This is a genomic window from Streptomyces sp. NPDC048353, from assembly GCF_055587165.1.
The window spans coordinates 629,563-653,597 of sequence record NZ_JBVJGU010000005.1; the positions used below are offsets into that span (position 1 = coordinate 629,563).

Annotated in this window: 22 protein-coding genes; 15 read left to right on the plus strand and 7 right to left on the minus strand. The window is 73.0% G+C overall.

Features of this window, described 5'->3' with window-relative positions; genetic code table 11:
- Nucleotides 1-128: 128 nt before the first annotated feature.
- Nucleotides 129-1,373, minus strand: coding sequence for a LuxR C-terminal-related transcriptional regulator (locus tag ACZ6RC_RS21545; RefSeq protein WP_469585540.1), 1,245 nt, complete (start codon nt 1,371-1,373; stop codon nt 129-131).
- Nucleotides 1,374-1,514: 141 nt separating this feature from the next.
- Here ACZ6RC_RS21545 and ACZ6RC_RS21550 point away from each other — a divergent pair, with 141 nt between their 5' ends.
- From ACZ6RC_RS21550 to ACZ6RC_RS21580, 7 genes are all read left to right on the plus strand, one after another.
- Nucleotides 1,515-2,432, plus strand: coding sequence for an NADP-dependent oxidoreductase (locus ACZ6RC_RS21550; RefSeq protein WP_391140365.1), 918 nt, complete (start codon nt 1,515-1,517; stop codon nt 2,430-2,432).
- 490 nt (nt 2,433-2,922) lie between these two features.
- Entirely contained in the window at nt 2,923-4,077 is a 1,155-nt protein-coding gene (locus ACZ6RC_RS21555) for a DUF2786 domain-containing protein (protein ID WP_469585542.1), read from the plus strand.
- Between the two features lie 289 nt (nt 4,078-4,366).
- Entirely contained in the window at nt 4,367-6,436 is a 2,070-nt protein-coding gene (locus ACZ6RC_RS21560; RefSeq protein ID WP_469585546.1) for an FUSC family protein, read from the plus strand.
- A 150-nt stretch (nt 6,437-6,586) separates the two neighbouring features.
- Entirely contained in the window at nt 6,587-7,153 is a 567-nt protein-coding gene (locus ACZ6RC_RS21565) for a hypothetical protein (RefSeq protein WP_469585549.1), read from the plus strand.
- A gap of 164 nt (nt 7,154-7,317) precedes the next feature.
- Nucleotides 7,318-7,899 carry a SigE family RNA polymerase sigma factor gene (locus tag ACZ6RC_RS21570; protein WP_391140369.1) on the plus strand — a complete coding sequence of 194 codons (582 nt, stop codon included), beginning with the start codon at nt 7,318-7,320 and terminating at the stop codon, nt 7,897-7,899.
- The gene (locus ACZ6RC_RS21575; protein WP_469585552.1) at nt 7,896-8,678 is read left to right on the plus strand and encodes a hypothetical protein; all 783 of its coding nucleotides are present in this window, start codon (nt 7,896-7,898) and stop codon (nt 8,676-8,678) included. The genes ACZ6RC_RS21570 and ACZ6RC_RS21575 overlap by 4 nt, the downstream gene beginning before the upstream one ends.
- A 253-nt stretch (nt 8,679-8,931) precedes the next feature.
- The gene (locus ACZ6RC_RS21580; RefSeq protein WP_352018518.1) at nt 8,932-9,144 is read left to right on the plus strand and encodes a DUF397 domain-containing protein; all 213 of its coding nucleotides are present in this window, start codon (nt 8,932-8,934) and stop codon (nt 9,142-9,144) included.
- 126 nt (nt 9,145-9,270) lie between these two features.
- On the opposite strand, the gene ACZ6RC_RS21585 is transcribed toward ACZ6RC_RS21580, so the two are convergent.
- Complete coding sequence (locus tag ACZ6RC_RS21585) at nt 9,271-9,768, minus strand: ATP-binding protein (RefSeq protein WP_469585555.1); 498 nt, start codon at nt 9,766-9,768, stop codon at nt 9,271-9,273.
- A 323-nt stretch (nt 9,769-10,091) separates the two neighbouring features.
- Between ACZ6RC_RS21585 and ACZ6RC_RS21590 the strand changes: the two genes are divergently transcribed.
- The 6 genes from ACZ6RC_RS21590 to ACZ6RC_RS21615 all read left to right on the plus strand — a co-directional run bounded on the left by ACZ6RC_RS21590 (nt 10,092) and on the right by ACZ6RC_RS21615 (nt 15,786).
- Nucleotides 10,092-10,964 carry a helix-turn-helix domain-containing protein gene (locus ACZ6RC_RS21590; RefSeq protein WP_391140373.1) on the plus strand — a complete coding sequence of 291 codons (873 nt, stop codon included), beginning with the start codon at nt 10,092-10,094 and terminating at the stop codon, nt 10,962-10,964.
- A 76-nt stretch (nt 10,965-11,040) separates the two neighbouring features.
- Nucleotides 11,041-12,498, plus strand: coding sequence for an aldehyde dehydrogenase family protein (locus ACZ6RC_RS21595; protein ID WP_391140374.1), 1,458 nt, complete (start codon nt 11,041-11,043; stop codon nt 12,496-12,498).
- A gap of 175 nt (nt 12,499-12,673) precedes the next feature.
- Complete coding sequence (locus tag ACZ6RC_RS21600) at nt 12,674-13,213, plus strand: DinB family protein (protein ID WP_469585561.1); 540 nt, start codon at nt 12,674-12,676, stop codon at nt 13,211-13,213.
- Between the two features lie 87 nt (nt 13,214-13,300).
- A complete protein-coding gene (locus ACZ6RC_RS21605) occupies nt 13,301-13,939 on the plus strand; it encodes a PadR family transcriptional regulator (protein ID WP_469585564.1) in 639 nt (212 codons plus the stop codon).
- Nucleotides 13,940-14,065: 126 nt separating this feature from the next.
- A complete protein-coding gene (locus ACZ6RC_RS21610; protein ID WP_469585572.1) occupies nt 14,066-15,025 on the plus strand; it encodes an ATP-binding cassette domain-containing protein in 960 nt (319 codons plus the stop codon).
- A complete protein-coding gene (locus tag ACZ6RC_RS21615; protein WP_469585575.1) occupies nt 15,022-15,786 on the plus strand; it encodes an ABC transporter permease in 765 nt (254 codons plus the stop codon). Before ACZ6RC_RS21610 ends, ACZ6RC_RS21615 begins: the two co-directional genes overlap by 4 nt.
- Before the next feature lie 82 nt (nt 15,787-15,868).
- Here ACZ6RC_RS21615 and ACZ6RC_RS21620 read toward each other — a convergent pair whose 3' ends face one another.
- The 3 genes from ACZ6RC_RS21620 to ACZ6RC_RS21630 all read right to left on the minus strand — a co-directional run bounded on the left by ACZ6RC_RS21620 (nt 15,869) and on the right by ACZ6RC_RS21630 (nt 19,120).
- Nucleotides 15,869-17,281: a glutamate decarboxylase gene (locus tag ACZ6RC_RS21620; RefSeq protein ID WP_469585577.1), complete on the minus strand. Its 1,413-nt coding sequence runs from the start codon at nt 17,279-17,281 to the stop codon at nt 15,869-15,871.
- A gap of 25 nt (nt 17,282-17,306) precedes the next feature.
- Nucleotides 17,307-18,599 (minus strand): ion channel protein, encoded by a 1,293-nt coding sequence (locus ACZ6RC_RS21625; protein ID WP_453618427.1) that lies wholly within the window; start codon nt 18,597-18,599, stop codon nt 17,307-17,309.
- A 152-nt stretch (nt 18,600-18,751) separates the two neighbouring features.
- A complete protein-coding gene (locus tag ACZ6RC_RS21630) occupies nt 18,752-19,120 on the minus strand; it encodes a YbjQ family protein (RefSeq protein ID WP_391140381.1) in 369 nt (122 codons plus the stop codon).
- Nucleotides 19,121-19,337: 217 nt separating this feature from the next.
- Between ACZ6RC_RS21630 and ACZ6RC_RS21635 the strand changes: the two genes are divergently transcribed.
- Nucleotides 19,338-20,036, plus strand: coding sequence for a DedA family protein (locus ACZ6RC_RS21635; protein ID WP_391140382.1), 699 nt, complete (start codon nt 19,338-19,340; stop codon nt 20,034-20,036).
- A 115-nt stretch (nt 20,037-20,151) separates the two neighbouring features.
- Here ACZ6RC_RS21635 and ACZ6RC_RS21640 read toward each other — a convergent pair whose 3' ends face one another.
- Nucleotides 20,152-21,798 carry a threonine/serine exporter family protein gene (locus ACZ6RC_RS21640; RefSeq protein WP_391140467.1) on the minus strand — a complete coding sequence of 549 codons (1,647 nt, stop codon included), beginning with the start codon at nt 21,796-21,798 and terminating at the stop codon, nt 20,152-20,154.
- 122 nt (nt 21,799-21,920) lie between these two features.
- Nucleotides 21,921-22,415, minus strand: a complete 495-nt coding sequence (locus ACZ6RC_RS21645) for an inorganic diphosphatase (protein ID WP_003968257.1) — start codon at nt 22,413-22,415, stop codon at nt 21,921-21,923.
- Between the two features lie 102 nt (nt 22,416-22,517).
- Between ACZ6RC_RS21645 and dacB the strand changes: the two genes are divergently transcribed.
- Complete coding sequence (gene dacB / locus ACZ6RC_RS21650; protein WP_469585581.1) at nt 22,518-24,017, plus strand: D-alanyl-D-alanine carboxypeptidase/D-alanyl-D-alanine endopeptidase; 1,500 nt, start codon at nt 22,518-22,520, stop codon at nt 24,015-24,017.
- Nucleotides 24,018-24,035: the final 18 nt, after the last annotated feature.

A 24,035-nucleotide genomic window follows, 5' to 3' on the forward strand; every position in this document is an offset into this window, starting at 1 on the left:
CGGCGGGGCGGGGCGGCACGAGCGCGTCGGGCGGGCGCGGAGTCCATGGGCGAAGTGGGCGCGGGACCCATGGGCGAGATGGGAGCGGGACCCAATGGGCGAGGCCCCTCCGGTGCCGGCTCGGGTGGTCAGGCCGCCTTGTGGAAGAGGGCGGCCGCCTCGCCCCGCGAGGCCACGCCCAGCTTCGTCAGGATGTTGGCGACATGGAACTTCACCGTCGACTCGCTGATGTGGAGCTCCTGCGCGATCTGCCGGTTGCGGTGGCCGAGCGCGAGCCGGGTGAGGACCTCCAGCTCACGCTCCCCGAGCGCGGTGAGCGGGTCCGCCGCCCCGGCCGGCGCGTCCGGGCTCTTGAGCGGGATCACGGCGGTGAGCGTCGTGCCCCAGCCCGGTACCGCCTCCATGTCCAGGTGACCGCCCAGCACCTCCAGACGGTCGGTGATGCTGCCCGCCCCCAGGTCGCACGCGTCCAGCCCGCCGGACCCGTCGTCCCGCACCGCCGCCCGCAGCTCGTGCTCGGTCAGCCGCCAGCCGACGTGGACCCGGCGCACGGAGTCCTGCTCCAGGATCACCAGCAGCAGCGCGCGGACGATCGCCCGCGCGCTGTGCGCCACGTCCGCCGCGAGGGAACGGTCCGAGTCCGGAGGGCCCAGTTCCAGCCGTACCGCGCTGTGTCGCAGCATCGGCCGCAGATCGTCGGCGAGCCGGGCGAACGCCTCACGGGCCGGCTCCTCGGCGATCAGCCGGTCCCGCTTGATCTCCGCCCGCATGTCGACCAGCGCGGAGACCGCCAGATCGGTCGCGGTCGCCCGGGCGGTCGCATCGTCAAGGGCCCGGCTGCGCAGCACGCCGAGGACCCCCGAGAAGGCGGCGGCGTGCGCCGTCGACAGTTCGGCGATCACCCGCGCGCGCGTGTCGGCCGCCGCCCGCGAACGGGCGAGCGCCCCCGGCAGCGCCTCCACCGCGAACCGGTCGAAGTGGCTCGTCACCAGGTCCCACAGGGCCTGCGCGACGGCCAGAGCGGCCTCGGCGACGGGCGCGGACCCCTCCTCCCGTACGAGCACGAGGACCGACCGGCGCGCGGTCGCGTCGCTGGTGACGGCGACGACCTCGCGTACGGCGCCGCCGACCGCCGACCGGCCCTGCCAGGGGGCGCCGGGGACACCGGAGTCGAGCAGCGGGGTGAGTTCGGCGGCGACCGGCAGGTCCGTCCCGCCGACGGACTTGAACGGCGAGTGGGCGCAGTGCGTGGAGAGTTCGGCCGCGCCCCGGTGCGGGATGAGGGGCGCGAGGGCGACCGACAGCCGGGGCAGGATCTCGCCGAGCGGCTGCCGGAGGATCTCGTACGCGGTCGTCAGCGTGGTCGCGTCCATGGGCTTCAGCCTAGGGCCGGGGGGCGCGCGCGTGGCTGGTCTTCCGGCCAGGTGGGACTGGCCGTTGGGAGGGCGGAGTGGCCCCCTTCGGGATCGCACGCTTGATCCGTCACCGAGCGGGCCGAGACGGAGGAGGACGAGATGGACGCGATCGTGTACGAGGAGTTCGGCGGGCCGGAAGTGCTGCGGCACGCGACGGGGGTGGCGGTACCGGAGCCGGGCACCGGGGAGGTGCGGGTGAAGGTGGCGGCGATCGGCGTCAACCCCGTGGACTACAAACGGCGTTACGGCTGGGTCGAGGCCTTCTACCCGACCGCCTTCCCGGCCGTGCCCGGCCTGGAGTTCGCCGGGACCGTGGACGCGCTCGGGGAGGGCGTGGACGGGGTCGCCGTCGGCGACGAGGTGTTCGGCTGGACGACGACCGGCGCCTACGCGCAGTACGCCCTCGCCTCGCTCTTCCTCCCCAAGCCGGCCGGGCTGACCTGGGAGCAGGCCGCGAGCCTGCCGGTGGCCGGCGAGACGGCGGCGCGTGTCCTCGACCTCCTCGGCGTACAGGCGGGCGAAACGCTCCTTCTGCACGGCGCGGCGGGCGTGGTCGGCTCGGTCGCCGTCCAGCTCGCGGTCGCGGCCGGAGCGACGGTCGTCGGTACGGCCTCGGAGTCCAACCATGCCTATCTGCGCGAACTGGGCGCGCTGCCGGTGGCGTACGGGGAGGGCCTGGCGGACCGGATCAGGGCGGCGGCCCCGCACGGCGTCGACGCGGTGTTCGACGCGGCGGGCCACGACACGCTGTCGCTCTCGGTCGAGCTCATGGGCGGGGAGACGGGACGGATCGTCACGATCGCGGCGCAGGACGCGGAGGAGCACGGGATCGTTTTCTCGGGCGTCACCGCCCCGCCCGAGCAGGTCCGCACCTGGCTGACCCGCCACGCCCGCCTTGCGACGGAGGGCCGCCTCTCGGTCCGCCTGGCCCAGACCCTCCCCCTGAAGGAGGCGGCGCGGGCGCAGGAGCTGAGCGAATCGGGACATGTGAGGGGGAAGCTGGTGCTGGTGCCGTAGGGAGCCGGGCCACGCCCTCGGGGCGGGCGGCCGACCGTCAGAAGCCCACGGGCGTGCCGTGTCCTCGTCCCCGGCAAGCCCACGGCCGTGCCGTGTCCTCGGCCTCGGCACGGGACGGTGACCCGGCTCCGACCCCGGTCACCGTCCCGTTTCACCACCTTCGCCGCTCTGCGCGTGCGGCGCCACGCGAGGGGCAGCGCCGAGGGCGCTCGTTCCTCGGTTCGCGCAGCCGTTCGGTATCCACAGGCTGTGGACAACGAATGCCGGGCAGCGTGCTCCCCCTGCCTTCGCGGTCGGATTTCGCGATCGTGTGCGGCGAGGATCATTCTGGTGACACGGACGGTGCGTCCGACGGTCCCTCCGCGGGCGGGGTACGCGCCGACCGGGACCGGCCACGGCGTGACCCATCTGATCGAGCGGCCGGTCGACCGGCCGCCCGGCCACCGTGCGGTGATCGGGCGGGCACGCGAGAAGGGGACGCGAAGCGATCGTGGGTACGGCGAAGGCGAAAGCGGACGCGACGGCGACCGTGACGGAGGCGCTGAAGGCGCTGTACGGCGACGACGACAGGGCGCTGGACACGGCGGCGTCGCTGCTCGCGGCCGACCCCGGGACGGACGCGGAACTGGTCCGGCGCGGCGAGGAGTTCGTACGCCGGGCCTGGGAGCGCGGCTGGCAGCCGGCGGATCTCGTACGGCTGGCCCGCCGGGACCTCGACGAGGCGCACGTCCGGCTGCTGAGCGGGCTGATCGTGGCGGAGACGGGCCGCTACGAGCGGCTGCCGGCACGGTGGTCGGCGCAGCTCGCCGACCTGGACGCGCGGACCTGGCGGGCGGACCGCTTCTCGTACGCGACGGCGGTCCTGGAGCTGTACCGCCTGCTGGTCCGGCTTCCGTCGCTCGACCCGGTGGGCCCCATGCCGGGCGACGCGCTGATCCCGCCCCCGGTGGCGGGTGAGCCGCGCATGCTGACCCGGATCCGGGCGCTGCTGGCCAAGGCGGAGGCGACCGGGTACCCGGAGGAGGCGGAGGCGCTGACGGCCAAGGCGCAGGAGCTGATGGCCCGGCACAGCCTGGACGAGGCGGCGCTGGGGGCCGCGGGGGCGGCGGCCGGGGAGACGCCGGGGGCGGTACGGATCGGAGTGGACGCGCCGTACGAACAGGCGAAGGCGATCCTGCTGGACGCGGTGGCGACGGCGAACCGCTGCCGGGCCGTGTGGAACGAGGCGTACGGCTTCTCGACGGTGGTCGGCTTCGAGGCGGATCTGGAGCCGGTGGAGCTGCTCTACACGTCCCTGCTGGTGCAGGGCACGTCCGCGATGACGCGGGCGGAAGCGGAGCAGCGGGCGGGCGGCCGTAAGCGGACGAAGTCCTTCCGGCAGTCGTTCCTGCTGGCGTACGCGAACCGGCTGGGGGCGCGGCTGGCGAGCACCTCGCGCCGGGTGGCGGCGGAGGCGCCGACGCTGCTGCCGGTGCTGGCGTCGCGGGAGGTGGCGGTCGCGTCGCGGACGGACGAGCTGTTCCCGGAGACGCGGGCGACGCGGGTGCGGGCGATGTGGGACGAGGCGGGCTGGGCGCACGGCACCACGGCGGCCGACCGGGCCGGCCTCGACCCGTCCCGCCGCGCGGTCCCCGGCCCGCCCTGACGCCGCACCTGTACGCCGGGATCCGTACGCCGGGGCCCGGACACCGGGAACTCCGGACCGGCTCGTACGTGCGGACCCGGACCGTGATCCGGACGCCGCGGCCCGTACGCCGGGGCCGTGCGTCGGGAACTCCGGACCGGCTCGTACGTCCGGACCCGGACACCGGGACCCGTACGTCCGAACCCGTATGCCCCGCCCCCCTCGCCCACCCACGGCGCCCCACCGCCCACCACTCACGCTCCGCCCGAAACGCCCGGTTTCCTCCCCTTGCGCCGATACGCTCGGCCGCATGAGCTGGCTCCGCGCCCTGAAGGAGACCGCCCGTTCCGGGTTCGCCGTCGAGCGGCGGCGGCTCGATCCGCTCGTCGCCGCGCGCGGGGCACTCGGGCTCGCGCTCGTCGTCGGCGTCGCGCTCGCCCTCTTCGGGCCCGGCGTCGCCGTCTCCTCCGCCTTCGGCGCCTTCCAGGCCGCCATCGCCACCTTCCAGCGCTCCTGGCGCCCCCGCCCCACCCTCGCCCTCGCCTCCGGCGCCAGCCTCGCCGTCTCCACCTTCCTCGGCTACGTCACCAACGCCGGCACCCACCCCGCCCCCTTCCTCGCCCTCCTCGTCCTGTGGACGTTCCTCTCCGGGCTCGCCTGGGCCGCCGGCCCCACCGTCGGCATCATCGCCTCCTCCAACGTCGCGATCATGCTGGTCACCGTCACCCTTCCCACCTCCGTCGCCGGAGCGGCGGGGCACGCCGCCATGATCGCCGTGGGCGGCCTCGTCCAGGCCGCGCTCGTCGTCCTCCTGCCCATCCGCCGCTGGGGCGCCCAGCGCGACGCCCTCGCCGACGCGCTCGCCGCCGAGGCGGACTACGCCCGCCGCCTGCGCCAGGACCCGATCGCCTCCTTCGACCCCGTACCGCTCATGACGGCCCGCAACGCCGCCGCCGTCAGCACCCGCCAGGCCCGCCGCCGCCCCGCCGAGCTGCACGGCGCCCGCGGGATCGCCGAGCGCATCCGCCCCGTGCTCGCCTCCCTCGCCGACCCGGCCGTCGGCGTACCGGCCGAGGGCCCCCAGCGCGACCGGGTCCGTGAACTGCTCGCCGCCGCCGGTGCGGTGCTCGACGCCGCCGCCCACGCGATCCGCCGCGGCGAGCCGGTCGACCTCCCGCCCGCCGCGCTCGCCGCGCTCCGCACCCCCGACACCGGCGCGATCCTCACCGGGCCCTCCCGCCGGGCCGCCGTCCGGCTCGCCGCGCTCCTCGACGACGTGGTGGAGACCGCCGAACCGCGCACGGAGACGGCCGCCGACGCCCGCTCGCGGCCCACCCTCCTCCGCCTGACGCCGGTCGCCCTGGCCCGGATGCGCCGCGAACTCCGCCACGAGTCGCCGATCCTGCGCCACGCCGTCCGCGTCTCGGCGGTCACCGCCGTCGGCTACGTCATCGGCTCCGCCCTCCCCCTGGGCCACGGCTACTGGGCCCCGATGGCCTCCGTGATGGTCATGCGCCCGGAGTTCACACAGACGTACGCCCGTTCCGTCGCCCGCTTCGGCGGCACCCTCGTCGGCGTCGCCCTCGCCACCGGCATCCTCCAGGCCGCCCACCCCGGCATGTACGCCTCCGCCGCGCTCGCCGTCCTCTGCGCCTTCGGGATGTACCTGCTGATGCGCACGGGGTACGCCGTCAGCCAGGTCTGCGTCTCGGCGTACGTCGTCTTCCTGCTCGGCGTCGGCGGCTCGGAGTGGACGCAGACCGTCCCCGAGCGGGTGGTCCTCACCTTGCTGGGCGGTGTCCTCGCGATGCTCGCGTACGCCGTCTACCCGGCCTGGGAGACGCCGCGGCTGCGCCACCGGCTCGCCGACTGGCTGGTCGCGGACGGGCGGTACGCCGCCACCGTCGTCGCCCGCTACGCCGACCCGGGGGGCGCCGCCTCACCGGACGTCCGCGAGGCGCTCCTGGAGACCCGGACCGCCAGGATCGCCTGGCAGGAGGCGGTGGCGCGGGCCGCGCACGAACCGGTGCGCCACCGCGGGCTCTCCCACGCGGCGGCGGACGAGGCCGGGCACGCCCTGGCGCAGTTCGGACGGGTCGCAATGCTGATGGAGGCCCACCTTCCGGAGCGCGGCGCCCCGCCCGTCCCCGCCGCCGCGACGCTCGCCGAGGCGCTGCGCAGGGCGACGGAACGGGGCGCGAAGGAGGTACGGGAACGCGGGGAACCGGGGTGGGAGGAGCTGCGCGAGACGGTCGCGGCCTGGCAGGCGGCCCCGCCGGACCACTTCCTCCTCCACAAGGGGGCCGAGCTGCTCCTGGAGGCCCTGGACGAGATCACCACCGCGCTGGCACCCTCCCCGCACCGGCCCGTGAAGCCCTGAGGCCCGTGAAGCCCTGAGGCCCGTGCAGCCCTGAGCCGGGAAGCCCTGAGGCCCGCTGCCGACCTTTTTCGCCGTCCATGTCATCCGGTCCCGGCCGGCAAGGGGTTGAGAGGAGTGGAAGCGCACCCCACCCACCCCAGGAGCAACCGGATGAAGAAGCACCTGCTGTCCGCGGCCGTGGTCGCGGCGGCGTTCCTCACGTCCGCCCCCACGGCCGTCGCCACCCCGAGCGCCCCGAGCGCCCCGAGCGCCCCCGCGCCGGCACCCGCTCCCGTGACCGCCCCCCGAGCCGTCGTCCCGTCCGCGTCACCGATCGACGTCGTGCGGCCCGGTGAGCGGGTGGACGCCGGGAGGGGCTGGACGGTGTGGCTGACGCGTGAGGGCAAGCACTGGGCGGGGGAAGACGGTTTCGAGAACTTCCGTAGCGTGGTCGACGGAAACATCGACCTTTCCCGGCCGGGGGTGAGCCACCAGTCGGAGGGCGACGCGAACGGAGTCTTCCACTCGGGGATCTTCTACGGCACCCACCGGGCGGGCCGCGTGCAACTCACCGACGCCGACGGGCGGAAGACCGTGGCGACGCTGCTCTCGCTCCCGGGCCGCCCGGGGTGGGGCGTCTGGTACGCGCACACGGCACCGGCCGACGGCAGCCCGGCCGTCGCGCTGTACGACCGCGGGGGCCGGCTCCTGGCCGACCTGCCCGCCTGGGACTTCTGACCGGACCCGACCGGCCCGACCCGACCGACCGCCCGACCGGGCCGACGGGACGACAGACCGGCAGGCAGGGCCCGTCACGGGGCGGGTCCTGCCCCCATCCCCGCACCCCCACCGATTCCGATACCGACTCCGAAACCGACCCCCCTTACCGATACCGACCGATCGTGAGGTCTTCCTTCGTGTCGTACGAGTCCGCCGCGTCGTACGAGCCGGACGTCGAGGACGACGGCTTCGCCGCGTTCGCCGTCGCCGCCTGGCCCCGCCTGGTGCGTACGGCCCAGCTGCTGACCGGCGACTTCCACGAGGCCGAGGACCTGGTGCAGACGACGCTGGCGAAGGTCTACTGCCGGTGGCGGCGGGTCCCGCGCGCCGAGATCGACTTCTACGTCCGCCGCGCCCTGATCAACAACAACCTCAGCCGCCTGCGCCGTCGACGGGTGGCGCACCTGCTGACACCGGTGTTACCGGACTCGGTCCGGCACGCGCACGCGGGCCACGCCGAGGCGGTCGAACAGCGCACCGCGGTCCTGGCGGCCCTGGCCGACCTCCCCGCGCGGCAGCGTGCCGTGATGGTGCTCCGCTACTGGGAGGACCTGAGCGAGCAGGAGATCGCGAACGTGCTCCACTGCTCGATCGGCACGGTCAAGACCCATGCCCGGCGCGGGCTCGCGGCGCTGCGCGCCCATCCTCTCCTCGACGCCGTCCCCGTCCCGCAGTTCCCCGCCGCCTCCGGAGCACGACGATGACCCCCGCATCCGGCCCCACCCCCGACCCCGCATCCGGTCGCACCCCCGGCCCCGCCCCGGACCCCGTACCCGGCGACGACGCCGATGTCGGCGGCCTGCTCCGGGAGGCGTTCATGCGGGCCGCGCACGACATCACCCCGAGCCCGGTGCCGCTGGCGGCCGTCCGGCGCGAGGGGCGGTCGCGCCGTCGTCGCCGGACGGCGGTCCTGGCGGCGCTCTCGATGCTCGGCGTCGTGACGGTCACGGCGGTGGCCGTCGGCCGGATCGACCGGCCGGCCGCGCCGCCGCCCGCCGGCCCGCCCGCCTCCCCGACCGCGAGCGCCACCCGGCCGGTCACCGTTCCCCCGCCCACCTCCTCGCCCGTGGACGTCGTGCGGCCCGGTGAGCGGATCGACGCCGGGAAGGGCTGGACGGTGTGGCTGACGCGCGAGGGCAAGCACTGGGCGGGGGAAGACGGTTTCGAGAACTTCCGTAGCGTCGTCGACGGAAACATCGACCTTTCCCAGCCGGGGGTGAGCCACCAGTCGGAGGGCGACGCGAACGGAGTCTTCCACTCGGGGATCTACCACGGCACCGCCGAAGCGGGCCGCGTCGAGCTGCGCGGAGCCGACGGCCGCCGGACCGTGGCGAAGCTGCTCGAACTCTCCGACCGTCCGGGATGGGGCGTCTGGTACGCGCACGCCCCGTCGTCGGCGGACGATCCGGGGGTGTCCCTCTACGACCGCGAAGGCCGCCTCCTCACCCGCCTGCCGCCCCTGTCCGGCCCGCCCGCTTCCTGAGACGTGTCGTGCCGATCGCGCCGGGGTCGCGGTGCCATGCCCGCTGTCACCGGTAGCGCCGGCGTGGCACCCTGGGCGTACTCGCCGGTAGAGCCTCGGCACCCAGAGTCGCGTAGTCGACACAGCACCCCGCGTGCACGTGCATCTGCTCATGCAGTGGCATATGAACACAGCTATGATCCGAGGAAGTTGACACGTGCACCAAGCAACTCGGGAGCTACCAGTGCATCATGCGCATCATGCGTACAACGGCATGGCGGCCACGGAGCTGCGCGGTGTCGTGTGGCAGAAGAGCCGGCACAGCAACTCCCAGGGCTCCTGCGTGGAGTTCGCCAAGCTGCCCGGCGGTGAGGTGGCGGTGCGCAATTCCCGTCACCCCGACGGGCCCGCGCTCGTCTACACGCCCGCCGAGATCGAGGCGCTGCTGCTGGGAGTCAAGGACGGCGAGTTCGACCACCTGGTGTGAACCGCCCGCACGACTCGGAAGAGGGCCTCGGCGTCGGCCGGGGCCCTCGCTCTGTCCCGACCGCCCCCGTGGCCTGACGCCCTCGCTCCGTCCTGGACCGCCCTCGCGGCCTGACGGCCTGACGGTCTACTCCGGTCCCAGCCGGAACAGCGCCCACACCACCTTGCCCTGGAGCGTCCCCGCCAGCGGGTGCCATCCCCAGCCGTCGCTGCACGAGTCGACCAGGAAGAGCCCCCGGCCCGATTCCGCGGTGCAGTCGTCGTCGCTTCCGCGCGCCTCGGGGCTCTTCTCGCTGGGGTCGCGCACCGCGCACACCAGCCGCGAGGCCCAGCGCATCAGGTGCAGCCGCACCGGCGGGTTCGCGCCCTCGCCCTGGGGCGCGTCCGCCGGCAGGGCGTGGCGCAGGGCGTTGGTGACGAGCTCGGAGACGACCAGGGAGACGTCGTCGAAGCGCTCCGCGAGGTCCCACTGGGAGAGCGTGGTCCGGGTGAAGGTCCGTGCGCCGCGCACCGCTTCGTAGCGGGGTGGCAGCGTGCAGGAGGCCGAGGAGGAGACGGCCGCGGGGTCGATCGGCGGAAGCCCCTGCCGTAACGGCTCGAGCATGGTCGATCCATTCGTCCCCATGCGAGGCACTCCCGGAGATCGCGGCGAAACGCGGCTGTGGTGCGACGGCGTGGTGCTGGTGGTGCGACGACACGAGGTGGTACACGCGGCTGCGCGGGGTCCATGGTTCCGAAAGCGACCACGGGATGCAAGGGCAGATGCACGTGCACGCGCCGGACCTGTCCCTCACATGCCGGATTCTGCGTAAATCTCCTGCCGAATCATTTCGGGCCGTTCCTCAACACGCCCTGGACGTGGCCCCTTTCCGTAATCGAGTGTGTACGGGCCGAAGTGTTTAGTGGCAGAATCCGGGGCCCGAGACCCCCGAACGGAAGGCTGGAGCCGTGACCGCAGGCGAATCGAGCGGGGCGAGCGGAAGCGTGGTACGACGCATCCTCCTCGGCTCGCAGCTGAGGCGACTGCGCGAATCGCGCGGCATCACCCGCGAGGCGGCCGGCTACTCGATCCGCGCGTCCGAATCCAAGATCAGCCGTATGGAGTTGGGAAGGGTGAGCTTCAAGGCCAGGGACGTCGAGGATCTGCTCACCCTCTACGGCGTCAGCGACGACTCGGAGCGCGGTTCGCTCCTCGGCCTTGCCCGTGAGGCCAACGTGGCCGGGTGGTGGCACAGCTTCGGCGACGTCCTGCCCGGCTGGTTCCAGACCTACATCGGCCTCGAAGGCGCCGCCTCGCTGATCAGGATCTACGAAGTGCAGTTCGTGCACGGCCTGTTGCAGACGGAGGCGTACGCACACGCCGTCGTCAGCCGCGGCATGCCCGGCGCCTCGCACGCCGAGATCGAGCGCCGGGTCGCGCTGCGCCTGGAGCGCCAGAAGATCCTCGTCTCCGAGCGCGCCCCGCACTTCCACGCCGTCCTCGACGAGGCCGCCCTGCGCCGCCCGTACGGCGACCGGGCCGTGATGCGGGGGCAGTTGCGGCATCTCATCGAGATCTCCGAGCACCCGGGCGTCACGCTCCAGGTCATGCCGTTCAGCTTCGGCGGGCACGCGGGCGAGAGCGGTTCGTTCACGATGCTGAGCTTCCCCGAGTCCGACCTCTCCGACATCGTCTACCTGGAGCAGCTCACCAGCGCCCTCTACCTCGACAAGCGCGAGGAGGTCGGCCAGTACGCCCGGGTGATGGAGCGTCTGCAGAAGGACAGCCCCGACCCGGCGGAAACCCGCGATCTTCTTCGGGGCCTCCTGCAACTCAGCTGATCCGTAAGTACGATGACGTCACATCAGTTCGCGTACGTACCTATGGCCGCCACCGCGGGTTAAGGGGTCTCGTTCCATGTCCTACTTCACCGACCTGGCCCACCAGTACATCGACGGCGAGTGGAAGCCGGGCAGCGGCTCGTGGGACATCATCGACTTCAACCCGTACACCGGGGAGAAGCTCGCCTCGATCACCGTCGCCACCGCGGCCGAGGTCGACCGCGCCTACCGCGCCGCCGAGCGCGCCCAGGTGGCGTGGGCCGAGACGAACCCGTACACCCGCCGTCTCGTCTTCGAGCGCGCGCTGCGGCTCGTCGAGGAGCGCGAGGAGGAGATCTCCGAGACGATCGTCGCGGAGCTGGGCGGGACGCGGCTGAAGGCGGCCTTCGAGCTCCACCTCGCCAAGGAGTTCCTGCGCGAGGCGATCCAGCTGGCGCTGCGCCCCGAGGGCCGGATCCTTCCCTCGCCGGTGGACGGCAAGGAGAACCGCGTCTACCGCCTCCCGGTCGGCGTCGTCGGTGTCATCTCCCCCTTCAACTTCCCCTTCCTCCTCTCCCTGAAGTCGGTCGCGCCGGCGCTCGCGCTCGGCAACGCGGTCGTCCTCAAGCCGCACCAGAACACGCCGATCTGCGGTGGCACGCTGGTCGCCAAGGTCCTGGAGGACGCCGGCCTCCCGGCCGGTCTGCTGAACGTCGTCGTCACCGACATCGCCGAGATAGGCGACGCCCTGCTGACCCACCCGATACCGAAGGTCATCTCCTTCACCGGCTCCGACCGCGTCGGCCGCCACGTCGCCACCGTCTGCGCCCAGAACTTCAAGCACGCGGTCCTCGAACTCGGCGGCAACAGCGCCCTGATCGTCCTCGACGACGCCGACGTCGACTACGCCGTCGACGCGGCCGTCTTCAGCCGCTTCGTGCACCAGGGGCAGGTCTGCATGGCCGCCAACCGGATCCTCGTGGACCGCTCGCTGGAGGCGGAGTTCACCGAGAAGTTCGTCGCGAAGGTGCGGACCCTGCGCGTCGGCGACCCGGCCGACCCCGCCACCCACATCGGTCCGCTGATCAACTCCCAGCAGGCCGAGGCGGTCTCCGCGCTCGTGGACCAGACGGTCGCCGGCGGCGCGACGGCCCTGCTGCACGGAACGGCGGACGGCAACGTCGTCTCGCCTTCGGTCCTGACCGGCCTCGCGGCCGACGCGCCGGTGCTGAGCCAGGAGATCTTCGGCCCGGTGGCGCTGATCGTCCCCTTCGACGGTGAGGAGGAGGCGGTACGCATCGCCAACGACACGCCGTACGGCCTGAGCGGCGCCGTCCACACCGGTGACGTCGAGCGCGGGGTGCGGATCGCCAAGCGCATCCACACCGGCATGATCCACATCAACGACGGCACCGTGCACGACGAGCCGATCGTGCCGTTCGGCGGCGAGAAGCACTCGGGCATCGGCCGGCTGAACGGCGACTCGATGATCGACGCCTTCACCACCCAGAAGTGGATCTCGGTCCAGCACGGCCGGAGCCGGTTCCCCTTCTGAGGGCCCAGGGCCCCGCCCGGTTCGGCCCGCCACGCGATTCCCCTGGCATTGCGGACCGTACCTGTCCGCAAGGGTCCGTAAGTTGGTGGGTGTCGGGAGGAGGGGGCGAGCGCCCCTCCCGGCACCGGACCGGATCGGACCGGACCAGCGGTTCCATGTGCGAAAGGCGGACATCATGGTTGCTCTTGTTCCTGCGGAGACCCCGGGCGACGAGCGCGGCGCGTTCCTCAACTTCATCGAGGCGCAGCGCGCCGCCGTCCGGCGCGCGTCGTTCGGGCTCACCGAGGAGCAGGCGGCGAGCCGCCCCAGCGCCAGCGAGCTCTCCCTGTCCGGTCTGATCAAGCACGTCGCCGAGGTCGAGCTGAACTGGCTGCGGCTGGCGCAGCGGCGCCTCAACGAGAAGCGGCGGACCCAGGAGACCTGGCACGAGGGGTTCGCGCTGGTGGGCGACGAGACGATCCCGCAGGTGCTGGCCTTCTGGGGGCAGGTGGCCAAGGAGACCGAGGAGTTCGTCCGCGAGGTGCCGGACCTGGACGACACCTTCCCGCTGCCGACGGCGCCGTGGTTCCCGGAGAACGGGCAGGTGAGCGTGCGGTGGATGCTGCTCCACCTGGTCCAGGAGATGGGGCGGCACGCCGGGCACGCCGACATCATCCGGGAGTCCCTCGACGGCAAGGACTCGTTCACGCTCATCGCCCAGGAGCAGGGGGCCTGAGGCCGGGCACGGCACGGGGGGCGGCTCCCGGGCGCCGGCGGACGGCGACCCGTACCCTAGTCAAAATTGATTAGGGAGGTGGTGGGGATGTCGGCGATCCGGCTCCTCGTCCTCGGCGCGGTCCGTCAGCACGGCCGCGCCCACGGCTATCAGGTCCGCAACGACCTGGAGTTCTGGGGCGCGCACGAGTGGTCGAACGCGAAGCCCGGCTCGATCTACCACGCGCTCAAACAGATGGCCAAGCAGGGCCTGTTGCGCGCGTACGAGATCGCCCCGAGCACCGTCGGCGGCCCGCCGCGGACCGAGTACGAGGTCACCGACCGGGGGGCGGAGGAGTACTACGCGCTGCTGCGCGAGGCGCTGACCACCTACGACCAGAAGATGGACGTGCTGTCGGCCGGCATCGGCTTCATCGTCGACCTGCCCCGGGCGGAGGTCGTGGAGCTGCTGCGCAGGCGGGTGGCGGCGCTCGACGAGTGGCGGGCCGCCGTCACCGAGTACTACACCCCGGAGGGCGGCCCCGAGCAGCTCGGGCACATCGGGGAGATCATGCACCTCTGGGTCCACTCGGCCGACGCGGGCAAGGAGTGGACGCTCGGTCTGATCGAGCGGATCGAGGCGGGGGCGTACTCCTTCGCGGGTGAGGGCGGTGAGCCCTTCGTGGGCGTACTCGCGGACGGGCAGGAGAACCCGTTCGCGACGGGCGACGGGGAAAGCACCGACTGATCACGACCAGGCAGGGCTGATCGAAGCCAAGCCAAGCTAATCAAGTTTGACTAATCGGATCGACCCACTTATCGTCGGCGCAGTGGTCAAATTTGACTACTAGGCTGTTCCGGCTGGAGGAGACTGATGACCGACGCGATCGTCGTCGAAGGCGCACGGAAACGGTACGGAGACAAGCGGGCCCTCGACGGGCTGGACCTGGCCGTCGGCGCGGGCACGGTCCACGGCCTGCTGGGGCCCAACGGAGCGGGGAAGACGACGACGGTACGGATGCTGGCGACCCTGCTCCGGCACGACGAGGGGCGGGCGCGGGTGGCCGGCTTCGACGTCCGCACCCAGGCGGACCAGGTGCGCCGCCGGATCGGCCTCCTCGGGCAGCACGCCGCCGTGGACGAGGAGCTGGGCGGCCGGCAGAACCTGGAGATGTTCGGCCGGCTCCACCACCTCGGCGCCCGGCGCGCCGGAGCGCGGGCGGACGAGCTGCTGGAGCGGTTCGGGCTGACGGACACCGGCCGCAAGCCGGTGAAGCGGTACAGCGGCGGCATGCGCCGGCGGCTCGACCTCGCCGCCTCCCTGATCACCGAACCGGACGTGCTCTTCCTGGACGAGCCCACGACCGGTCTCGACCCGCGCGGCCGGGGCGAGGTGTGGGCGTCGGTCCGGTCCCTCGTCGGCGGCGGCACGACGGTCCTGCTGACCACGCAGTACCTGGAGGAGGCCGACCAGCTCGCCGACCGCATCTCGGTCGTGGACCGCGGACGGGTCGTCGCCGACGGGACCGCCGACGAGCTGAAGGCGAAGGTCGGCGGTGACCGGATCGACGTCGTCCTGCGGGACGTGGGCCGGCTCGCCGAGGCGGCCCGGCTGCTGCCTTCCGCCGAGGTCGCGGTCGACACGGACCTGCGACGGATCAGCGCCCCGGTGGCCGACCGGATGGGCGCGCTGTCCGAGACCGTACGGGCCCTGGAGGCGGCCGGGATCGAGGCGGAGGACATCGCCCTGCGGCGGCCGACGCTCGACGAGGTCTTCCTGCACCTGACGGACGCGCCCGGGCAGGCCCGGGGCGAGAAGGAGATGGCCGTATGAGCGCCGCGTACGTGATGAGCGACTGCTGGACGATGACCCGGCGCGAGCTGGCCCACTGGGCCCGGCAGCCGGTCCAGGTGGTGGTCGGCCTCGTCTTCCCGATCATGATGCTGCTGATGTTCGGCTACCTCGTCGGCGGCGGCCGGGGCGTCGAGGGGGAGTACGTCGACTTCCTCGTGCCCGGCATGCTCACGCTGACGATGGTCTTCGGTCTCGAAGGCACGATGACCGCCGTCACCCAGGACCTGAACAAGGGCGTGATCGACCGGTTCCGCTCCATGCCCATGGCCGACGGGGCGGTCCTGGTCGGGCGGTCGGCGGCCGACATGCTCCAGTCGGCGGCCGGACTGCTGCTGATGATCGGCGTCGGCCACGCGCTCGGCTGGCGGGCGACCGGAGGCGTCGGTGCCTTCCTCGGAGCGGTGGGACTGCTGCTCCTGCTGCGCTTCGCGATGCTGTGGATCGGGATCTTCCTCGCGCTGGTCGCGGGTCGCGCGGAGCTGGTCCAGGCCGTGCAGATCCTGGTCTGGCCGATCGGTTTCCTCTCCAATGCCTTCGCCGTGCCCGGGTCCATGCCCGGCTGGCTGGGCACGGCCGTCGAGTGGAACCCGATGTCCGCCACCGCGACGGCGGTACGCGACCTCTTCGGGAACCCGGGCGGGGAGCCGGGCCAGGTGATGGCGGCGGTGGTGTGGCCGCTGGTGCTGCTCGCGGTCTTCTTCCCGCTGGCGGTACGGAGGTTCCGGCGGCTGAGCGCCTAGGGGGTCTCTTGCCGGTCGTGCCGGGGTCGCGGGGGCGCCCCGGCGTGGGGGCGCCCCTCGCGGTCCGGCGGGGGAGGGCGGGTCAGTGGTGGAAGGCGGTGGCGGCCGCCTTGTCGTGGATCGCGGGGGCCGCCTGGCGGCGCAGTTCGGGCAGGAGCTGGTCCAGGTCCTCGATCAGCAGGTCCGCGAGATCGGCCGAGAAGCCGTTCCGGCAGACCACGCGCAGCACGGAGAGGTCCTCCCGGTTGGCCGGGAAGGTGTAGGCGGGGACGAGCCAGCCCCGTTCGCGCAGCCGCCGCGAGACGTCGAAGACGTCGAAGTTCGTGACGTCGGGGGCGGTGGTGAAGGCGAAGACGGGCAGTTCGTCGCCGCGGGTGATCAGGCGGAAGTCGCCCAGGGCGTCGATCCGTTCGGCGATGCCGCGGGCGACGTCCCGGGCGGTCTGCTGGACCGCCCGGTAGCCTTCCCGGCCCAGCCGCAGGAACGTGTAGTACTGCGCGACGACCTGGGCGCCCGGCCGGGAGAAGTTGAGGGCGAAGGTAGGCATGTCGCCGCCCAGGTAGTTGACCCGGAAGACCAGCTCCTCGGGGAGTTCGGCGGGCGAACGCCACAGGGCCCAGCCCACGCCGGGGTAGACCAGCCCGTACTTGTGGCCCGAGGTGTTGATCGAGGAGACGCGGGGCAGCCGGAAGTCCCAGACCAGGTCCTCGTCCACGAAGGGCGCGACCATCGCGCCGGAGGCGCCGTCCACGTGGACCGGGATGTCGAGGCCGGTGCGCTCCTGGAGGGCGTCGAGGGCGGCGCAGACCTCGGCGACGGGCTCGTAGGAGCCGTCGAAGGTCGAACCGAGCACGGCGACCACGCCGATGGTGTTCTCGTCGCAGAGGTCGGCCGCCGCCTGCGGGTCCAGGTGGAAGCGTTCGCCCTCCATGGGCACGAGCCGGGCCTCGACCTCCCAGAAGTTGCAGAACTTCTCCCAGCAGACCTGGACGTTGACCCCCATCACCAGGTTCGGCCGGGCACCTGCCGGATAGCGGTCGGCGTTCCGCTGGGCCCAGCGGCGCTTGAGGGCCATGCCGGCCAGCATGCACGCCTCGCTGGAGCCGGTGGTGGAGCATCCGACGGCGGTCGAGGGGTCCGGGGCGTTCCAGAGGTCGGCGAGCATCGCCACGCACCGCCGCTCCAGCTCGGCGGTGCGCGGGTACTCGTCCTTGTCGATCATGTTCTTGTCGCGGCACTCGGCCATCAGCACGCGGGCCTGGGGTTCCATCCAGGTGGTGACGAACGTGGCGAGGTTCAGCCGTGAGTTGCCGTCGAGCATCAGCTCGTCGTGGACGAGCTGATAGGCGCTCATGGGCGGCAGCGGCCTGTCGGGCAGGCGGTGGCGCGGCGGTGCCTCCGTCATCCCGCCGACGGGGTCGGCCGGGCCGAAGAACGGGTTGAGGGCGAGGCGCCGGTCGGGCTCGGGGTCGTGGGGACCCTTGTGCAGCGGCATGGGGACTCCTTCCGGGCGGGGCGTCTCAGCGCAGGGAGGCGCCGGACGGCTCCAGTTCGAGCTGGGGGCGGCCGGTGACGACCAGCCAGGCGGGCAGGGAGGCGAGACAGAGCAGGGTGATGATCGAGGTCGAGGAGGCGAGGACGGCGGCGACGAAGAGGCTCACCCAGCCCTGCCGGGTGGTCGCGAGCAGGATGCCGAGCACGCCCGCCGAGACGGCGACGGCCGGCGCGACCTCCGGGACGAGGGCCTGGGCCATCAGCCCGAACGCGACCCCGATGAAGACGGCGGGGAAGATCCGGCCGCCCCGGAAACCGCAGGAGGCGGCGACCACCAGGGCGACCAGCTTGACCGCGGCCATCTTCGCCAGGTCGCCGGAGGACCAGCCGCCGACGTTCGAGGTAAGCTGCTTGACCTCCTCCAGGCCCTTGAAGAGGGTGAGCTGCCCGCCGAGGGCGCCGAGCAGCCCGAGGACGAGGCCCCCCAGCGGCAGCATCACCATCGGGTGGCGCAGCCGGCCGAAGGCGCGGTGGACATGGGGGAAGGCGTAGCAGCCGAGGAGGCCGAAGAGCGCCGCGAGGGTGGCGATCACCAGCGCGGCGAGGAGGTCGCCCCACCCCGGGTGGGTCACCGGCGGCAGGGTCGTCTCGAAGGTCGGGTGGTCGAGCAGCGTGGTGGTCAGCGCCCCGGCCCCGGCGGCCGTCAGCGGAGCGAACAGCCGGTCCCACAGCGAGCCCCGCCCCGGGCGCTGGACCAGCGCCTCGGAGATGACCAGGGCGGCGGCCACCGGCGTGCCGAACAGGGCCCCGATGGTGGCGGAGGAGGCGAGCGCCACCCAGGCCGCCGCAGGCGAGTCCGGGGCGACCTTCCGCCCGAGCCAGTAGGCCAGCGCGATGTTGCAGGCGATGATCGGGTTCTCCGGGCCGAGGCTGACCCCGCCGGCCAGCGCGAGCATGCTCGCCACCAGCAGTCCGGGCACCACCCCGGGCGGGAGCGGCGAGCCGCCGAGCCCCATGGAGGCCGGATCCGGACCGGCGTGCCCGTACACCTTCCACACCACGAGCCCGACCGCGACGCCGGTCGCGGTGAGCGTCACGATCATCCACAGCGAGGAGTACGCGCCGATGCCGAGCGCGTCCGGCAGGGTGCCCCACAGCACCCCCCGGAACTGCTCGGCGGCCTCGCTGACCCCGACGTAGAGCAGGCTGGCCCCCACACCGACCACGAGGGCGGGCAGGACCTGGGGGAGCAGGACGTGGACCGGGGTGGGGGGCGCGGGCGCAGCGGAAGGTGTGTCAGTGACCACGCGCCCCACCATAGGTGGACAAAAGCCGCACTTTGGGACGCCGTTCACGCGTGGCGGCCTCGCACGTACGCATGACCCGGCCCGGACCTCACCCGCTCGCATCCCCCGACCGATGCCCGCCGTCGGACGCGCGGGCGATCACCGCCGCCGAGACCGCTTCCGGGTCAGACGCGGGGGGCGATCACCGCCGCCGTGCCGTACGCGCAGACCTCCGTGCCCACGTCGGCCGCCTCCGAGACGTCGAAGCGGAACATCAGCACGGCGTTCGCGCCCCGCGCCTTGGCCTGCTCGACCAGCCGCTCCATGGCCTGGTTGCGGGTCTCCACCAGGGTCTTCGTCAGCCCCTTCAGCTCCCCGCCGATCATCGACTTCAGGCCCGCGCCGATCTGGCTGCCCAGGTGCCGGGAGCGCACGGTCAGCCCGAAGACCTCGCCGATCACCTGCCGGATCTCGTAGCCGGGGACGTCGTTGGTCGTGACGACCAGCACGTCCGACTGGGTCCCCTGGCCGCCGCCGTAGTCCTCGATGCCCATCCGCATCCACCTCCTGGTCCGTACCGGTGCGTCCCCACCAGCCTCGGCCCGGCGGCCCGGAGCCGCATCCCGGAAGCGCCCGGAAGGGCCCCGGGGAGGCGGGGCAGGGCCGGGGAAGGCCGGGAGAGGGCCCTTGGAACCCGGGGTCGTAAGAAAGCGTTGATACTTTGGGGCAGCCGTCCCCCCTCTCCCCACCGACCGCAGGAGCCCGGAACCCGTGAATACGCTTGCCCTCGGACCGAGCTGGCTGGACCCGGACTATCTGATCCAGACCTTCGGTCTGATCGGTGTCCTGGTCATCGTCTTCGCCGAGTCCGGCCTGCTCATCGGGTTCTTCCTGCCCGGTGACTCGCTGCTCTTCACCACCGGCCTGCTGGTCACCACCGGCAAGCTCGACCAGCCGCTGTGGCTCGTCTGCACGCTGATCGTCGCCGCCGCGATCATCGGCGACCAGGTCGGCTATCTCTTCGGCCGCAAGGTCGGCCCGGCCCTCTTCAAGCGCCCCGACTCCAAGCTCTTCAAGCAGGAGAACGTCGAGAAGGCGCACGAGTTCTTCGAGAAGCACGGGCCGAAGTCGCTGATCCTCGCCCGCTTCGTGCCGATCGTCCGGACGTTCACGCCGATCATCGCCGGCGTGAGCCGGATGAACTACCGCTCGTTCATCACCTTCAACATCATCGGCGGCGTCCTGTGGGGTGCCGGCGTGACGCTGCTCGGCGCCTCCCTCGGCAAGGTCGAGTTCGTGCACGAGAACATCGAGGCGATCCTGATCCTGATCGTCGCGATCTCCGTGGTCCCGATCGTGATCGAGTACCTCCGCGCCCGCTCCCAGTCCAAGAAGGCCCGCGCCGCCGAGGCCGCCTCCGGCGACACCCCGGACACCCCCACCGAGCGCGGCCGACACGCCAAGCGCTGAGGCGGCTCTCGCCGCACGCTCCGGCACCCCCCACGAAGCCCCGGACCGGTCCGCCGGCCCGGGGCTTCGTGCCACCGGTGCGCGGCTCGGAACGGCACACGCTTGAGGGCACGCCCTAGAAGCCTCGGGTCCGCTTCGCCGCGCGGCGGGCCGCCGCCGCACCCGGGGCCTGCATGAAGAGACGGGCCAGCTCGCCACCCAGGTTCACGCCGATCGCGATCGCCAGGGACAGGGCCGCCGCCTTCGCCAGCGAGGCGAAACCCTGGTCCAGATTGTTCTGGGCGATCGCGAGCACCCCGAAGTAGGTCGCCGAACCGGGCAGCAGCGGCCCGATCGCCGCCGTCACGTACGGCAGGGACGACGTGTGGTGGTACCGCGCGATCAGCTGCCCGAACAGACCCACCAGGCCCGCCGCCACCGCCGTCGCCATCACCGTCGACCCGTCCGCCGTCACCGCGATCGAGGCGTAGATCACCCACGCCACCCCGCCGTTCAGCGTCGCGAACAGCACCGTGTCCCGCGACTGCTGCAAGAGGATCGCGAAGGTCGCGCACAGCACCATCGACGCCAGGATCTGCACGACCGGCCGCTCGACCGGGTCCAGCACCCCCTCCGGATTCAGCTGCGCGTCGAACTGCACGGCCAGGTACAGCACCGACAGCACGCCCACCACGATCGCCACGAAGAAGTACCCGACCTCCAGGAGCCGGGCCGAGGCCGTGATGTAGAAGCCGGTCAGACCGTCCTGGACCGCCGCGACCAGCGCCCGCCCCGGGATCAGCGCGAACAGCCCACCCGTGATCACCGCCGACGGCAGCAGATCCGCGTGCAACAGGGTCAGCAGCACCCCCATCGCGGCCGGCGGCATCGCCGCCACCAGGAACTGGTAGAACTCCGGCAGCCCGCGCCCGGCGCACAGCCACGCCAGCCGGTCGCCGAGCACCGCGCCGAGCGCGGCCACGAAGAAGACCGTCAACCCGCCACCCAGCAGCAGCGACGCCGCGCCCGCCAGCACACCGGCCGCCGCCGTCAGCACCCAGCCGGGGTACGGGTGCCGGTTACGCCGTATCTCCGCAAGCCGCCGGTACGCCTCCTCCGGCGTGACCTCGTGCGCCTCCGCGTTGATGTCCGCGAGCAGCTGGTAGACCGCCGCCAGCCGGGTGTAGTCCGTGCCCCGCCGGCGGACCGTACGGTTCGCCGTGATCGGGTCGTCCACCAGCGACGGCTGGTACGTGATCGACAGCAGCGTGAACGTGACGGTCGGCTCGCACCGGTCCAGGCCGTACGAGCGGCAGATCGCGAACATCGCCGCCTCGACGTCCTCCGCGCCCTCGCCGCCCGCGAGCAACAGCTCCCCGATACGCAGGGTCAGGTCGAGCACACGGCCCACCGAAGGCCCGGCCTCGTCCTCCTTGCGCGCCGACTCCGGCATCGGCCGCTCGCCGACCGGCAGCCGCAGCATCGTCCGCATCCGGTCCTGCCAGGGCGCGTCCTTCGACAATCGCACCAGAGGGATGCCGTGCGCGGGGGTGAAGGCGGGCGGCGAGTGCTTCGTGGAGTAGGTGGAGGGCGGGGCGAACGCCGAGCCCTCGTGCTCGGCGGGCGCCTCCGGCGCCAGGCCGTCGGGAAGGGCGAACTCGGAGGTGGGATGCTCCTCCTCCGGCACCGGAGGCTGGTCGAAACCCGTCGGCGGCGTGAAGGCGCTCCGTGCCTCGTCCGACTGCGGCTTGCGGTCCTCCGGCCCGTCCGGCTGCGCCACCACTCTGCTCGTCCTCATTCCCATTCGCCCCGTGTGCCCAGTATGAGCATGGGCATACGACGTGACGCGCGACGGGCGGCGCACCCGAAGGTGCACCGCCCGTCACGACGTGATCGCGAACCCACTCAGTGGGCGCCGCCCTGCGCCTCCAGGCGCTTGTAGGAGGCCTCGATCTCGGCCTCGGCCTCGGCGCGGCCGACCCAGTCGGCGCCCTCGACCGACTTGCCCGGCTCCAGGTCCTTGTAGACCTCGAAGAAGTGCTGGATCTCCAGGCGGTCGAACTCCGACACGTGGTGGATGTCGCGGAGGTGCTCGACGCGCGGGTCCGACGCGGGGACGCACAGCAGCTTGTCGTCGCCGCCGGCCTCGTCCGTCATGCGGAACATGCCGATGGCACGGCACTTGATCAGACAGCCGGGGAAGGTCGGCTCGTCCAGGATGACCAGCGCGTCCAGCGGGTCACCGTCCTCGCCGAGGGTGTTCTCGACGAAGCCGTAGTCGGCCGGGTAGCTGGTCGAGGTGAAGAGGCGACGGTCCAGGCGGATGCGACCGGTTTCGTGGTCGACCTCGTACTTGTTCCGCGACCCCTTCGGGATCTCGATGGTGACGTCGAACTCCACGGGTGGCTCCTCCTGAATCAACACATGTGAATGCCTGCGGCAACGCGCAGTGATTAAGTGTCCCTCACGCCTGTGTGTGATCGCGAAAGGGGCTGGTCAGCAATGCCGGAGCCGAGGACGTGGCAGCTCACGGCGTGCTCTGCGGTACTCGGTCTGGCGCTGGCCGCCGGAGCGGTGGCCGCCGCCGGCCCGTGGGACAACGGTCAGCGTAAGGCCGAGCGGACCCGGGCGGCCGCCACCTCCGGCACAGGTGGCGCACATCACGCGCCGCCGCACCCCGCCCCGGGCCCGCGGCGCCCGGCTCCCGCCCCCAGCGCGGCCGGAGTCCTCCGCGCGCTCGGCGCCCCCGTCGCCACCCGTCCGGGTGACCTGGCGGCGACCCTGGTCCCCCTCCTCGCCGACCCCGGCCTCGGCCCGCTGCGGACCGCGTCGGTCGTCGACACCGCCACCGGCAGGCAGCTGTACGGCGAGGGCGCCACCACCCCGATGACCCCGGCGTCCACCGTCAAGATCGCCACGACCGTCGCCGCGCTCTCCGCGCTCGGCCCCGACCACCGCATCCCCACCACCGTCGTCGCCTCCGCCGACGCCCGGACCGTCACCCTGACCGGCGGCGGCGACCCCACCCTCGACCGCGCCCGCCTGAAGGCCCTGGCCGACGGCACCGCCCGCGCGCTCAAGGCCCGGAAGATCACCTCCGTACGGCTGGCGTACGACACGAGCCTCTATCGCGGCCCCGCCCGGCACCCGATCGGCCGCAACGAGAACCTCGCCCCCGTCAGCCCCCTCATGCTCCACGCCGGGCGCCTGGACGCCTCCACGACCGGACCGGCCCCGCGCGGCGACGACCCGGCTAAGGACGCGGCCCGCGCCTTCGGCGACCTCCTGACCCGCGCCGGGATCACCGTCCGCGGCGCCCCCGCCCCCGGCCGCGCCCCCAAGACCGCGGGCCCCCCGGCGGCTCCCCCCACCACGGCCCCTCCGGCGCCGACCCCCCGGACGGGCGCCCCGCCCGCCGCCGGGCCACGCGCCGACGCCCCTCGGGCCGCCGTCCTCGCCGTCACCCGCTCCGCACCCCTCGCCGACCTCGTCGAGCGGACCCTGACCCACAGCGACAACGACCTCGCCGAGGCGCTCGCCCGCCAGACCGCCCTCGCCCGCGAACAGCCCGCCGACTTCGCCGGCGCCGGCCGGGCCGTACGCGCCGAACTCGCCGCCCTCAAGCTGCCCGTCGCCGGCACGCACTTCGCCGACGGCAGCGGCCTCTCCCGCGCCGACCGGGTCTCCGCCGCCCTCCTCACCGGCCTCCTCACCCGCGCGGCCGACCCCGCCCGCCCCACCCTGCGCCCCGTCCTCACCGGACTGCCCGTCGGCGGCTTCAGCGGCACCCTCGAAAGCCGCTTCGGCACCGGACCCGCCGCCCCGGGCGCCGGCCTCGTCCGCGCCAAGACCGGCACCCTGACCGGTATCAACGCCCTCGCCGGCACCGTCGTCACCGCCGACGGCCGCCTCCTCGCCTTCGCGTTCCTGGCCGGCCGCACCACCTCCCCGACCGACGCCCAGTCCGCCCTCGACCGCCTCTCCGCCGCCCTCGCCCCGTAGGAGGTGTCGAGGGCGTCC

Coding starts and splice junctions, on each gene's coding strand:
- ACZ6RC_RS21560 (WP_469585546.1), top strand. CDS start 4,367: ATGAGCTGGCTCCGCGCCCTGAAGGAGACCGCCCGTTCCGGGTTCGCC.
- ACZ6RC_RS21615 (WP_469585575.1), top strand. CDS start 15,022: ATGAGCGCCGCGTACGTGATGAGCGACTGCTGGACGATGACCCGGCGC.
- ACZ6RC_RS21545 (WP_469585540.1), bottom strand. CDS start 1,373: ATGGACGCGACCACGCTGACGACCGCGTACGAGATCCTCCGGCAGCCG.
- ACZ6RC_RS21620 (WP_469585577.1), bottom strand. CDS start 17,281: ATGCCGCTGCACAAGGGTCCCCACGACCCCGAGCCCGACCGGCGCCTC.
- ACZ6RC_RS21575 (WP_469585552.1), top strand. CDS start 7,896: ATGACCCCCGCATCCGGCCCCACCCCCGACCCCGCATCCGGTCGCACC.
- ACZ6RC_RS21550 (WP_391140365.1), top strand. CDS start 1,515: ATGGACGCGATCGTGTACGAGGAGTTCGGCGGGCCGGAAGTGCTGCGG.
- ACZ6RC_RS21585 (WP_469585555.1), bottom strand. CDS start 9,768: ATGGGGACGAATGGATCGACCATGCTCGAGCCGTTACGGCAGGGGCTT.
- ACZ6RC_RS21580 (WP_352018518.1), top strand. CDS start 8,932: ATGGCGGCCACGGAGCTGCGCGGTGTCGTGTGGCAGAAGAGCCGGCAC.
- dacB (WP_469585581.1), top strand. CDS start 22,518: ATGCCGGAGCCGAGGACGTGGCAGCTCACGGCGTGCTCTGCGGTACTC.
- ACZ6RC_RS21625 (WP_453618427.1), bottom strand. CDS start 18,599: ATGGTGGGGCGCGTGGTCACTGACACACCTTCCGCTGCGCCCGCGCCC.
- ACZ6RC_RS21610 (WP_469585572.1), top strand. CDS start 14,066: ATGACCGACGCGATCGTCGTCGAAGGCGCACGGAAACGGTACGGAGAC.
- ACZ6RC_RS21565 (WP_469585549.1), top strand. CDS start 6,587: ATGAAGAAGCACCTGCTGTCCGCGGCCGTGGTCGCGGCGGCGTTCCTC.
- ACZ6RC_RS21605 (WP_469585564.1), top strand. CDS start 13,301: ATGTCGGCGATCCGGCTCCTCGTCCTCGGCGCGGTCCGTCAGCACGGC.
- ACZ6RC_RS21595 (WP_391140374.1), top strand. CDS start 11,041: ATGTCCTACTTCACCGACCTGGCCCACCAGTACATCGACGGCGAGTGG.
- ACZ6RC_RS21630 (WP_391140381.1), bottom strand. CDS start 19,120: ATGGGCATCGAGGACTACGGCGGCGGCCAGGGGACCCAGTCGGACGTG.
- ACZ6RC_RS21600 (WP_469585561.1), top strand. CDS start 12,674: ATGGTTGCTCTTGTTCCTGCGGAGACCCCGGGCGACGAGCGCGGCGCG.